The sequence below is a fragment of the Paraburkholderia sp. LEh10 genome (assembly GCF_017814945.1).
Classification (GTDB): domain Bacteria; phylum Pseudomonadota; class Gammaproteobacteria; order Burkholderiales; family Burkholderiaceae; genus Paraburkholderia.
On the sequence record NZ_JAGIPX010000121.1, the window covers coordinates 1 to 12,409 of the forward strand.

The following is a 12,409-nucleotide window of genomic DNA, read 5'->3' on the forward strand; positions in this document are numbered from 1 at the left end:
TGCCGCGGCAAAGAAAGTAGGTGCCGCCCCGCACAGGGGCAACGCCTGCGCCGCGAGGCGCATCGCGGATGCCAGCGCCAGCGGCAAAGCACACAGCGACAGCGGCAAAGCACAAAGCGACAGCGGCAAAGCACACAGCGACAGCGGCAGAGCACACAGCGACAGCGGCAAAGCACACAGCGACAGCGGCAAAGCACACAGCGCCAGCGGCAGAACACACAGCGACAGCGGCAAAGCACACACCGCCAGCGGCAGAACAATTCAACCCCGAACCATGTCACCATACCCGCACGGAAGTGCAACATAGACCCATTTATGCCCCGCCCCGACCCCGACGAGCTCCTCGATAAACTCCAGCGAGAAGAAGAGAAACGCCAGCGCGGCAAGCTCAAGATTTTCTTCGGCGCGTCTGCCGGCGTCGGCAAGACCTACGCAATGCTGCAAGCCGCTCGCCGCCGCAAGGAGGAGGGCATCGACGTCGTCATCGGCATAGCCGAAACGCACGGCCGCAGCGAAACGGCCGCATTGCTCGAAGGCCTCGATGTGCTGCCGCTCGCGCGCATCGAGTATCGCGGCCGCCTGCTCGGCGAATTCAATCTCGACGCTGCGCTCGAGCGCAAGCCGCAATTGATCCTCGTCGATGAACTCGCGCATTCGAACGTTCAGGGCGCGCGTCACGCGAAGCGCTGGCAGGACGTCTACGAACTGCTCGACGCGGGCATCGACGTCTATACGACCGTCAACGTGCAGCACCTCGAAAGCCTCAACGACGTGGTCGGCCAGATCACGGGCATCCGTGTCTGGGAGACAGTGCCCGACCGCGTGTTCGATCGCGCCGATGAAGTGACGCTCGTCGACCTGCCCGCCGAAGAATTGCTCGACCGCATGCGCGACGGCAAGGTCTACATGCCGCAGCAGGCCGAGCGGGCGGTGCGCAACTTCTTTCGTAAAGGCAATCTGATCGCGCTGCGCGAACTGGCGCTGCGCCGCACCGCCGATCGCGTGGATGCGCAGATGCGCGAGTACCGCGCCGACCGTTCCATTCAACGCATCTGGCAGGCGCGCGAGCGCTTGCTGGTGTGCGTCGGGCCCGGCCCCGAGGCGCCGTTGCTGGTGCGCGCGGCCGCGCGTCTCGCCGCGAGCCTGAAGGCCGACTGGATCGCCGTCTATGTCGAGACGCCGAAGCTGCAGCGTCTGTCCGACGCGCGCCGCGAACGCACGCTCGACGCGCTCAAGCTCGCCGCTGAACTCGGCGCGGAAACCGCGACGCTTGCGGGCGCGGACGCCGTCGCGACGTTGATCGGCTATGCGCGCGTGCGCAACGTGTCGAAGCTGGTCGCGGGCGGCTCGGCGGCGGTGGGCTTTGCGCGCTGGCTGTGGCGTCCATTCGGCGAGCGCCTCGCTGAACGCGCGAGCGATCTCGATCTCACGCTGATCCGCGCGAGCGGCGATGAAGCGGGCACGACGCGCGAGCGCCATGTCAGCGAAGAAGCACGTGCATGGCGTGAAGCGCTGGGCGCCGTGCGCGACCGCCGTTCGCCGCCGCGCAGCTATGCGTGGGCGCTCGCGATTTGCGCGGGCGTCACGCTGATCGCGAGCCAGCTGATCGATCGCATCGATCTCGCGAATCTCGTGATGCTGTATCTGCTCGGCGTGATCTTCGCGGCCGTGAAGCTAGGCCGCGGGCCGGGCGTGCTGCTGTCGTTCCTGTCGGTCGCCGCGTTCGATTTCTTCTTCGTGCCGCCGCGCATGTCGTTCTCGGTGACGGACACGCAATATCTGCTGACGTTCTTCGGCATGCTGCTGACGTCGCTCGTGATCGGCCATCTGACGTCGAGCCTGCGGCGCGAAGCGAGCGTCGCGCGGCGGCGCGAGCAGCGCACGGGCGCGATGTACGCGATGGCGCGCGAACTGGCGGCGGCGCTGACGATGGAGCAGATCGTCGGCATCGGCAGCCGGCATGTGAGCGAGGTGTTCCGCGCGCGCGTCGCGGTGCTCCTGCCCGACAGCGCCGATCAGGTGAAGCAGAAGGTCGACGACCCCGACGAGAACATCATGCTCGATGCGCAATCGCTCGATGTCGATGTCGGCCAGTGGGTCTACGACCAGCAAAAGCCCGCGGGGCACGGCACCGATACGCTGCCCGCCGCGAAGGCGCTCTATCTGCCGCTGCGCGCGCCGATGCGCACGCGCGGTGTGCTCGCCGTCGTCATGCAGGACGAGCGCGAGCTCGATGTGCCCGAGCAGCAGCGCATGCTCGGTGCGTTCGCCGCGCAGATCGCGCTGGCGCTGGAGCGCGTGCATTACGTCGATATCGCGCGCGACGCGCTCGTCAGCATGGAGTCGGAGCGGCTGCGCAACTCGCTGCTGTCGGCGATTTCACATGATCTGCGCACGCCGCTCACCGCGATCGTCGGCTTTTCGTCGATGCTCGCCGCGCAGCGACGCGACGAACACAATGCGGCCGAAAGCGAGCTGATCGATGCGATTCACGAAGAGGCGCTGCGCATGACGGGCATCGTCACGAACCTGCTCGACATGGCCCGCCTGCAGGCGGGCAGCCTGAAGCTGAACAGGCAGTGGTCGCTGCTCGAGGAGACGGTCGGCTCGGCGCTGCGTTATTGCCGGCGCACGCTGGCAGGGCATCCCGTGCAGGTGGCGCTGCCCGCCGATCTGCCGCTGTTGCAGCTCGACGCCGTGCTGATGGAGCGTCTCTTCGCGAACCTGTTCGAGAACGCGGCGAAGTACGTGCCGCCCGATACGCCGTTGACGATCGGCGCGCAGCGCATCGAAGAGAATGGCAAGCCTTTCGTGCGCGTGAGCGTCGACGACATGGGCCCGGGCTTGCCGCCGGGCATGGAAACGCGCATCTTCGAGAAGTTCACGCGCGGCGAGAAGGAATCGGCGAAGCCCGGCATCGGCCTCGGGCTCGCGATCTGCCGCGCGATCGCCGAGGCGCATGGCGGTAAAATTGGCGCCGCCAACCGCGTCGCAGCCGATGGCCGCGTCGAGGGCGCGCGCTTCTGGTTCATGCTGCCCATCGAGACGCCGCCGGCCGTGCCCGACGTAGCGGACGTGCCCGACGAGGCCGACATGTCCGACGAGGTGGCGCCGTTGCCCGATGACGCGGCGCCGTTGTCCGAGGCGCCCGAAGCGCATGCGGTTCATGGTGCGCAGCAGGCCGCCGGCGCGCCCGGCGCGCATGGCAGCGAAGCGCACAATCGACAACGAGCCGACACGCATCCGACGAATACCCACTCATGAGCGACCTGAGCATCACCGTCGTACTGATCGAAGACGAACAACAGATACGCCGCTTCGTGCGGGCATCGCTGGAGGGCGAGGGCATCGTCGTGTACGACGCGCCGACGGGCAAACAGGGGCTGATCGAAGCGGCGACGCGCAAGCCCGATCTCGTTATCGTCGATCTCGGCCTGCCCGACACCGACGGCCTCGACGTGATCCGCGAACTGCGCGGCTGGAGCGAGCTGCCCGTGATCGTGCTGTCGGCGCGCACCCAGGAAAGCGAAAAGGTGGCCGCGCTCGATGCGGGCGCCGACGACTACCTGAGCAAGCCGTTCGGCGTTTCCGAGCTACTCGCGCGGATTCGCGCGCATCTGCGGCGGCGCAACCAGGGCGGCTCGAACGAGACGCCGCAAGTGCATTTCGGCGGCGTCACCGTCGATCTGGCGTTGCGCCAGGTGTCGCGCGACGGCGAGGCCGTGCATCTGACGCCGCTCGAATACCGGCTGCTCGCGACGCTCGTGCGCCACGCGGGCCGCGTGCTCACGCATCGCCAGTTGCTGCGCGACGTGTGGGGGCCGTCGCATGTCGAGAGCCACCACTATCTGCGCATCTACATGGCGCATCTGCGGCAGAAGCTGGAGCGCGATCCGGCGCAGCCCGAGCATATCGTCACCGAGACGGGCGTCGGCTATCGGCTGGTCGGCGTCGCCTGACGCCGCGAGCGGGCGGCCGCGGGACCGCTTTGCGTCATATCGCTTGCCGTATATCGGGCGGCCGTTCGCGGGTTATCTTGATATAATCGTCGCCGGCAGGGACGACCTTGCTGCATCCGCTATCAACGGGGACGGCCCCATCTACCATGGGAGTTCGTCTCATGTCTTGGGTTCTTCTCTTTGTCGCTGGCCTGCTTGAGGTTGCGTGGGCGGCTGGTCTGAAGACTTCCGAAGGTTTCACCCGTTTCTGGCCGTCGGTGTTCACGATCGTGACGGCGCTCGGCAGCTTCGCGCTGCTCGCGATGGCGATGCGCCAGTTGCCGCTCGGCACGGCTTACGCCGTCTGGACCGGAATCGGCGCCGTCGGCGCGTTCATTTTCGGCATCGCGATGATGGGCGAGGCGGTCACGGCGGCGCGCGTCGGCAGCGCGGTGCTGATCGTCGTTGGCCTTATCGGGCTCAAGCTGTCGTCCGGTCACTGATTGCGCATCTTCCGCTCGCCAAACCGGCTCGGTTTGTCTGAAAAATTGCCGCGAACATGCCACAAATCGCCACACGGTTATGCGGCCGGCGAATTGACGTGGCTATAATGAGACGGAAATCATCTTGAAATTGCTCCGCGCGGCCTTGATGCGCGGATCCGGCGGCTTCGGCGCGGCGGAGCCTCTGGCATATCCCCCGTTCGATGGCACCCGCCGCCGGAACTGACGGCACGCTACGCGCGCCTCGGAGGCGGCCATGCTTGAACCTCTTTCGCTTGCGGCGGGCCTGTCGTGGGGCAGTGGCTTGCGTCTTTATCTGACCGTGCTGATCGCGGGCGTGTTCGGACGCGCCGGCTTCATCCATCTTCCCGATACGCTATCCGTGCTGCAGTCGCCGTGGGTGATCGGCGCGGCCGCGCTGCTGACGATCGCCGAGTTTCTCGCCGACAAGATTCCCGCGTTCGATTCGCTGTGGGACGCGATCCATACCTTCATCCGCATTCCGGCGGGCGCGGTGCTGGCCGTCGGCGCGCTCGGCCATGCCGATCCCTCGTTGATGACGATCGCCGCGCTGGCTGGCGGTACGCTCGCGGGCGCGTCGCATCTGACGAAGGCGGGCACCCGCGCGTTGATCAATCTGTCGCCGGAGCCAGTGTCGAACGTCGTCACGTCGACGGCTGAAGACGGGCTCGTGTTCGGCGGCCTGCTGCTCGCGCTGTTCGTTCCCGTGCTGTTCCTCGTGCTGCTGGTCGGCTTCCTCGTGCTCGCGAGCTGGGCGCTGCCGCGGCTGTGGCGCGGCGTGCAGGGCGGCTTTCGCGGCATGGCGACGCATATGGTGTCGCGATTCGCGCGGAGCCGTCACGATTGAGCGAGGCCGAGCGCGTCACCACCGAGGCTCCCCTCGAGCTTCCGCCTGAACGTCCGAAGCGGCGCGAACCCGCGCACCGGCTGTCGCTGGGCCATCTGCTGCATCAGTCCGCCCGCATGACGGCGCGCGACTGGCGCGCGGGCGAACTGACGATGCTGCTGCTCGCGCTCGTGCTGGCCGTGGCGGCGCTTTCCAGCGTCGGCTTTCTCGCCGATCGTCTGCATCAGGGTCTCGAGCGCGATGCCCGGCGCATGATCGCCGCCGACTTCATCGTTCGCGCCGATCATCCCGTCGATCCGCAATTCTCCGACAGGGCCAAGGCGCTCGGCCTCGAAACGGCGACGACGGCGATCTTTCCCAGCATGGTCAACTCGACGGCGGCGCAGCCCGTCTCGCGGCTCGCGGCGGTGAAGGCTGTGTCGTCAGGCTATCCGCTGCGCGGCGCGCTGAAGATCGCGCTCGCGCCCGGCGCGCCCGATCGCGAGGTGCGCGGCATTCCGCCGTCCGGCGAAGTGTGGGTCGATCAGCAGATGCTCGATGCGCTGAAGGTGCGGGTCGGCGACAAGGTGAAAGTGGGCGGGCGCGATTTCACGATCGGCGCGCTGATCACGCGCGAGCTGGACCGCGGCTTCGCGTTCGTCAATTTCTCGCCGCGCCTGATGATGCGCGCCGACGAACTCGCGTCGACGGGCCTCGTCGGCTACGGCAGCCGTGTGACGTACCGGTTGCTGGTGGCGGGAGGCGACAAGCCCGTCGCCGAGTTTGCGAAATGGGCGCATGCGCGCGCCGATAACGGCAAGATGCGCGGCGTCGCGCTGGAATCGCTGCAGGACGGCCAGCCGCAGGTGCGTCAGACGCTCGACCGCGCGAGCCACTTTCTCACGCTCGTGTCGCTGCTGACGGCGCTGCTCGCCGCCGTCGCGATCGCGATGGCCGCGCATCGCTACATGCGGCGGCATCTCGACAGTTGCGCGGCGATGCGCTGTCTCGGCGCGAGCCAGAGGACCCTGCGCGCGCTGTTTCTGTTCGAATTCGCCGGGCTTGGGCTGCTCGGCGGTCTCGTGGGCGTCGTACTCGGCTTCGGCGGGCACCTTGCGCTCTTCTGGTGGCTCGGCAGCCTGATCGACGTGGCGCTTCCGTATCCCACCGTCTGGCCCGCGCTCGAAGGGATCGCCGCCGGTCTCGTGCTGCTGGTCGGCTTCGCGCTGCCGCCGCTCTTGCCCCTTACGCATGTGCCGCCCGTGCGCGTGCTGCGCCGCGAATGGGGCGACGAAGGCCGCACCGCATGGGCCGCGTATGGACTCGGCATTGCGCTGTTCGCCGGACTTCTGATACTCGCGGCGGGCGAATTGAAGCTCGGCGGCATCGTCGCGGGAGGATTCGCGGGCGGCCTGCTGGTATTCGCGCTGGCCGCGCGCGTCGCTTTGTGGAGCGCGGCGCGCATCGTGCGCAGCGAGCGTTTTCATATCGGTATCGGCTGGCGTTATGCGCTCGCGTCGCTGGAGCGCCGCGCGAACGCGAGCGCCCTGCAGATCACCGCGCTCGCGATCGGGCTGATGTGCCTGCTGCTGATCGCGATGACGCGCAACGATCTGATTGAAGGCTGGCACCGCTCGACGCCGCCCGACGCCCCGAACGAATTCATCATCGACATCCAGCCCGACCAGCGCGATCTCGTCACGCAATATCTGCGCGTGCACGGTTTTCCCGGCATCGAGCTTGCGCCGATGGTGCGCGGCCGGCTGATCGCGATCAACAGCAAACCCGTCAATCCCGACGACTACAAGAGCGAGGACGCGCGCCGGCTGGTGGACCGCGAGTTCAACCTGTCGTACACGGCGCAGTTGCCCGACGACAACCGCATCGTCTCGGGAAGCTGGTATGGCAACGCGACGAAGCCGCAGATTTCGATCGAGCAGGGACTCGCGAAACTGCTGAACGTGAAGGTCGGCGACACGATGCGCTTCGACGTCACGGGCCTTACCGTCGACGCGCCCGTGACGAGCGTGCGCAAGCTCGACTGGAGTTCGTTCAAGGTCAACTTCTTCGTCGTGATGCCGGCTGCCGCGTTGCAGGACTATCCGGCGACCTTCATCACGAGCTTCCATGTGCCGCCCGAACGGCGCACGGTGATCGACGGACTGATTGGCCAGTATCCGAATCTCACCGCGATCGACACCGCGCCGATCCTTGCCCAGGTGCAGCGCGTGATCGGCCAGGTGATCGGCGCCGTGCAGTTCCTGTTCGCGTTCACGCTGATCGCGGGCGTGCTGGTGCTGTACGCCGCGCTCGCGGGCACGCGCGACGAGCGTATGCGAGAATCCGCGCTGCTGCGCGCGCTCGGCGCGTCGCACCGGCAGGTACGGGCGGTGCAGGTCGCCGAGTTCGTCGTCGTCGGCGCGCTGTCGGGCTTGATGGCGGCGCTTGGCTCGCAGCTGATCGGCTTTGTTCTTGCGTCGCGCGTGTTCGATTTTTCAATCGATTTCAACCCGTGGCTGCTGCCCGCTGGCATCGCAGCGGGCGTCGTGTGCTCGGCTGTCGGCGGCTGGCTCAGCCTGCGCCACGTGCTGATGCGGCCCGCGCTGCAATCGCTGCGTGACGCGTAGGCGCCGACGTGAACCTGCCGGCGCGAACCTGCCGACGTGAACCCGCGATACGCTTTGTATTCCTCTTGACTGTGTAGTTGCCCGTATGACTGATCCGATTGACGAAGCGCCGTCGCAACCGACGGCCTTCGAACTCGTGGGAGGCGAAGCGCGCGTGCGCGAACTCGTCGACCGTTTCTACGACCTGATGGACCTCGAAGCAGAGTTCGCCGGGATTCGCAAGCTGCATCCGCCGACGCTCGACGGCTCGCGCGACAAGCTCTTCTGGTTCCTGTGCGGCTGGCTCGGCGGCCCCGATCACTACATCAGCCGCTTCGGCCATCCGCGTTTGCGCGCGCGGCATCTGCCGTTCCAGATCGCCTCGGTCGAGCGCGATCAATGGCTGCGCTGCATGGCCTGGGCGATGGAAGATGTCGGCCTGCCCGAGACGTTGCGCGAACGCCTTCTGCATTCGTTCTTCGATACCGCCGACTGGATGCGCAATCACCCCGGTTAAGTGTCGTGCTTCGTAAAAGCGTCGCGCGCAAGCGGCCGGTACAGTGCTGCCCGACGTGCTTCGATGTGAACGCCGCGGGCGTCGCTGGCATCGGCATAATGTCCGCTGGCACGACGAAAGAACAAGGAGACACCCCATGACGACGCGCGCGCTCTTTCGCGACGACGCCTATCTGACTCACTGCGACGCGACCATCACCGCGCTCGACGAGCAGGGCATCCATCTCGACCAGACCGTGTTCTATCCGCTCGGCGGCGGCCAGGCGGGCGACGCGGGCGTGCTGACGCTCGCGGAAGGCACGCGCATCGACATCGCCGATACGCGCAAGGCGAAATTCGAAGGCGCGACGCCCGATGACGCCGTCCACATTCCCGCGCCGGACCAGCAAGCGCTGTTCGCGCGGCTCGCGGTTGGCCAGAAGGTGACGGCGCAGATCGACTGGGAGCGGCGTTACCGGCATATGCGGCTGCATACGGCGAGTCATCTGATGTGTGCGGTGCTGCCGTATCCCGTCGACGGCTGCAGCATCACATCCGACTACGCGCGGCTCGACTTCGCGACCGTCGAGCCGATCGAACGCGAGCAGGTCGAAGCGCGGCTCGCGGAGCTGGTCGGCGGCGCGCATGCCGTTGCGACCCAATGGATCACCGACGACGAAATGGCCACGCGCCCCGAGCTCGTGCGCACGATGAGCGTGAAGCCGCCGATGGGCCTCGGGCGTGTGCGGCTGCTGCGCATCGAAGGCGTCGATCTGCAGCCGTGCGGCGGCACGCATGTGCGCAACACGCACGAAATCGGCGCGTTGCGTGTCGCGAAACTGGAGAAGAAGAGCGCGCGCACGCGCCGGCTCGTATTGGAGTTCGCGTGAGCGTGCGCTTCGACGCGGCCGCGTATTCGTCCGAGGCTGACTATGCGTCGCTCGATGCGCGCTCGCGCGATGTGCTCGACTGCTGGTTCGGCGTGCCTGCTTCCAGTGAATACGGCAAGGACCAGAAGCGTTGGTTCAAGCGCAGCGAAGCCTTCGACGCGATGCTGCGCGAGCGCTTCGGCACGCTGATCGAGGCGGCGCTCGCGCATGAGCACGATGCATGGCTCGCCACGCCTCTCGGCTCGCTCGCGCTCGTGATCGTGCTCGACCAGTTCACGCGCAACTGTCACCGGCATTCGGCGCGCATGTACGACGGCGACGCGCAGGCGGTAAGCATCGCGCGCCGCATGGTCGGGGAGGGCAGCGATTTGATGCTGCCGACCGTCTACCATCGCGCGTTCGCCTATATCCCATTCGAGCACGATGAGACGCTGGACGGCCAGCGCGAAGGCATGCGCCTTTACGCGCTGCTCGAAACGCAAGGGCTCGCGCCTTCGTATGCGCGCTCGGCCGTGCGGCACGCGGAAGTGATTGCGCGTTTTGGGCGCTTTCCGCATCGCAATGCGCTGCTCGGCCGCGAGTCCACGAATGACGAGATCGCGTTCTTGCGCGAGCCGGGATCGTCTTTCTAGCGAGCGGGCTCAGCTTTCGTCCACCCGCAGCCATCAAGCCGCGCGGACCGTCACGTCACCTGCCAGAGCGTTTTCCGAACGGGAAGAAAATCAGCGGCCTGCGCTGACGTCGAGCAGCGCGCCGTTCACATACGAGGCCGCGTCGCTCAGCAACCACACGATCGCTTCGGCGACTTCATCGGCGGTGCCGGGGCGGCCAAGCGGCGTCTGCGCGCCGAGCATGGCGGCGCGGTCGGGACGGCCACCGCTCGCGTGGATGTCGGTATCGATCAGGCCGGGGCGCACCGCGTTCACGCGGATGCCTTGCGGGCCCAGTTCCTTCGCGAGTCCGAGCGTCATCGTGTCGATGGCGCCTTTCGAGCCCGCGTAGTCGACATATTCGTTCGGCGAGCCGAGCCGCGATGCCGCCGACGACACGTTCACGATCGCGCCGCCATGCCCGCCGCGATCCTTGGACATGCGCCGCGCCGCCTCGCGCGCGCACAGGTAGGCGCCGTACACGTTGACCTCGAACATGCGCTTCAGGCGCGCGGCGTCCATGTCCGCGAGCGGCATTGAAGGCGCGACGATGCCCGCGTTGTTGACGAGTGCATCGATGCGCCCAAACGCGTGTTCGAGCGCGTCGAACATCGCGATGACTTGCGCTTCATCGGCGACGTCGCCCGCGATCACGCGCGCGTGGCCGCCTGCGCGTCCCACTTCGGCGGCGGTATCTTTCGCGGCGCCTTCATTGACCGCGTAGTTGACGCCGACCGACCATCCGCGCGCGCCGAGCCTGCGCGCCGTCGCGCGGCCGATGCCGCGGCTCGCGCCCGTGATCAGAACCACTTTCGTCATGGTTGCCTCTGGCTATGCGCCGCGATATGAAGCCTGATGTAAAGCGCGAAGGCGCGCGCCGTGCATCACACGCGCTCGCGCCGGTCCGCCCACTTGTCGGCGACGGGCGGTTGATAACGCTGCAGCTTGGCGATCAGCGCGGCGGGGTCGGTGTCGATCTGCAGGATGTCGAAATACGCCTGGCGCATGAAGCCTTCCTGCACGGTATGTCCGAGCAGCGAGATCAACGGATCGTAGAAGCCATCGATGTTCAGCACGGCGACCGCCTTGTGGTGATAACCGAGCTGCGCCCACGTATAGACCTCGAACAACTCTTCGAGCGTGCCCGCGCCGCCCGGCAGCGCGACGAACGCGTCGGACAGGTTGGCCATCATCTTCTTGCGGTGATGCATGTCGGGCACGACATGCAGCTCCGACAGGCCATCGTGACCGACTTCCTTGTCGACCAGCAGCTCGGGAATCACGCCGATTGCGCGGCCGCCTGCCGCCATCACCTCGTCGGCGATCACGCCCATCAGGCCGACCTTGCCGCCGCCGTAGACGAGCGACAGGTTCGCCGCGACGAGCGCGCGGCCGAACGCCTTCGCGGCGTCGCGATACAGCGGTTTGGCTCCGTTGGACGAGCCGCAATACACACAGACTGCCTTCATCTTCCACTGTCCTTCTGTTCGTTGCGAGATTCGCGCGGCGGCAGATAGTCGTAGAACTCGCGTTGCGGATGCCTGCCCGACACCAGATCGTCGAAAAGCTCGCGCGAGCGGCCACGCAGATAAGGCGCCATCAACGACACGATCTGGACGCTCACCTGATGCAATTCAGCGCGGATCGCCTCCTGCTCGTTGTATTTGCGCGGGTTCATCACGAACTGGTACGACAGCCAGTACGTCGCGATCACGCCGATGTTGGTCGCGATGACCTTGATCTCGTCGGGCGTCGCGACCATTTCGCCGTCCGCGACGAGCTGCTCGCAGAACTGGCTCGCGAACCGGACCTTGTGGCTGATGATCTGCTTGAAGTGTGTTTCCAGCGTGCGGTTGCGCGCGAGCAGGTCGTTCAGGTCGCGGTACAGAAAGCGGTAGCGCCACGAGAAGTCGACCATGTACTGCAGATACGACCACATTTCGTCGATGGTTGCGCGATGGTCTTCCGGGAAACGCAGACGCTTTTCGATCTCCTGCTCGAACTGGCTGAAGATACTGTTGATGATGTCGTCCTTGTTGCGGAAGTGGTAGTACAGGTTGCCTGGACTGATTTCCATTTCCTCGGCGATCGTCGTCGTCGTGACATTCGGTTCGCCGATCTCGTTGAAGAGCTTCAACGATAGTTCGAGAATCCGTTCGCGCGTGCGGCGCGGAGGTTTGGGTTCCATGTCGTCCGGCCCTGGGGTTGGCGGGCATGCTGCTCTGCCCGGTCTGGGTTAGGTGCTTTTTGAGACTATCAGACGATTATAAACCGACCGTTCTATGCGGTTTGGGGTTGGGCTGCGCGGGCTTTTGGCGATGGGGTTTGTTCTGACGCTATCGCTGTGTGTTCTGCCGCTATCGCTGGCATTCGCGATGCGCTTTATGTTTTGCCGCTGTCGCGGGCATCCGCGATAGCGCCTCGCGGCGCGGGCGTTGCCCCTGTGCGGGGCGGCACCTACTTTCTTTGCCGCGGCAAAG

12 protein-coding genes are annotated in these 12,409 nt (G+C 66.3%); 8 read left to right on the forward strand and 4 right to left on the reverse strand.

Annotation, left to right across the window (positions count from 1 at the left end; translation table 11 throughout):
* Positions 1 to 234: hypothetical protein (locus tag J8I87_RS41970; RefSeq protein ID WP_209938434.1), on the reverse strand; the 234-nt coding region annotated here is incomplete at its 3' end.
* Positions 235 to 315: 81 nt separating this feature from the next.
* Between J8I87_RS41970 and J8I87_RS41975 the strand changes: the two genes are divergently transcribed.
* The 8 genes from J8I87_RS41975 to J8I87_RS42010 all read left to right on the forward strand — a co-directional run bounded on the left by J8I87_RS41975 (position 316) and on the right by J8I87_RS42010 (position 9,911).
* The gene (locus tag J8I87_RS41975) at positions 316 to 3,264 is read left to right on the forward strand and encodes a DUF4118 domain-containing protein (protein WP_209938435.1); all 2,949 of its coding nucleotides are present in this window, start codon (positions 316 to 318) and stop codon (positions 3,262 to 3,264) included.
* Positions 3,261 to 3,959, forward strand: coding sequence for a two-component system response regulator KdpE (kdpE, locus tag J8I87_RS41980; RefSeq protein WP_209938436.1), 699 nt, complete (start codon positions 3,261 to 3,263; stop codon positions 3,957 to 3,959). The genes J8I87_RS41975 and kdpE overlap by 4 nt, the downstream gene beginning before the upstream one ends.
* Before the next feature lie 161 nt (positions 3,960 to 4,120).
* On the forward strand, positions 4,121 to 4,441 hold the full coding sequence (gene sugE, locus J8I87_RS41985; RefSeq protein ID WP_209938437.1) for a quaternary ammonium compound efflux SMR transporter SugE: 321 nt from the start codon (positions 4,121 to 4,123) through the stop codon (positions 4,439 to 4,441).
* A 256-nt stretch (positions 4,442 to 4,697) separates the two neighbouring features.
* Complete coding sequence (locus tag J8I87_RS41990; RefSeq protein ID WP_209938438.1) at positions 4,698 to 5,309, forward strand: DUF4126 domain-containing protein; 612 nt, start codon at positions 4,698 to 4,700, stop codon at positions 5,307 to 5,309.
* Between the two features lie 116 nt (positions 5,310 to 5,425).
* A complete protein-coding gene (locus J8I87_RS41995; protein ID WP_245254572.1) occupies positions 5,426 to 7,915 on the forward strand; it encodes an ABC transporter permease in 2,490 nt (829 codons plus the stop codon).
* An 85-nt stretch (positions 7,916 to 8,000) separates the two neighbouring features.
* Positions 8,001 to 8,411 (forward strand): group II truncated hemoglobin, encoded by a 411-nt coding sequence (locus J8I87_RS42000; protein WP_209938440.1) that lies wholly within the window; start codon positions 8,001 to 8,003, stop codon positions 8,409 to 8,411.
* 136 nt (positions 8,412 to 8,547) lie between these two features.
* Positions 8,548 to 9,279: an alanyl-tRNA editing protein gene (locus tag J8I87_RS42005; RefSeq protein WP_209938442.1), complete on the forward strand. Its 732-nt coding sequence runs from the start codon at positions 8,548 to 8,550 to the stop codon at positions 9,277 to 9,279.
* Positions 9,276 to 9,911: a DUF924 family protein gene (locus J8I87_RS42010; protein ID WP_209938444.1), complete on the forward strand. Its 636-nt coding sequence runs from the start codon at positions 9,276 to 9,278 to the stop codon at positions 9,909 to 9,911. The genes J8I87_RS42005 and J8I87_RS42010 overlap by 4 nt, the downstream gene beginning before the upstream one ends.
* A 90-nt stretch (positions 9,912 to 10,001) precedes the next feature.
* On the opposite strand, the gene J8I87_RS42015 is transcribed toward J8I87_RS42010, so the two are convergent.
* From J8I87_RS42015 to J8I87_RS42025, 3 genes are all read right to left on the reverse strand, one after another.
* On the reverse strand, positions 10,002 to 10,748 hold the full coding sequence (locus J8I87_RS42015) for an SDR family oxidoreductase (protein ID WP_209938446.1): 747 nt from the start codon (positions 10,746 to 10,748) through the stop codon (positions 10,002 to 10,004).
* 65 nt (positions 10,749 to 10,813) lie between these two features.
* Positions 10,814 to 11,398: a TIGR00730 family Rossman fold protein gene (locus tag J8I87_RS42020; protein ID WP_209938447.1), complete on the reverse strand. Its 585-nt coding sequence runs from the start codon at positions 11,396 to 11,398 to the stop codon at positions 10,814 to 10,816.
* Positions 11,395 to 12,117 carry a TetR/AcrR family transcriptional regulator gene (locus J8I87_RS42025; RefSeq protein WP_209938448.1) on the reverse strand — a complete coding sequence of 241 codons (723 nt, stop codon included), beginning with the start codon at positions 12,115 to 12,117 and terminating at the stop codon, positions 11,395 to 11,397. Before J8I87_RS42025 ends, J8I87_RS42020 begins: the two co-directional genes overlap by 4 nt.
* Positions 12,118 to 12,409 lie beyond the last annotated feature (292 nt).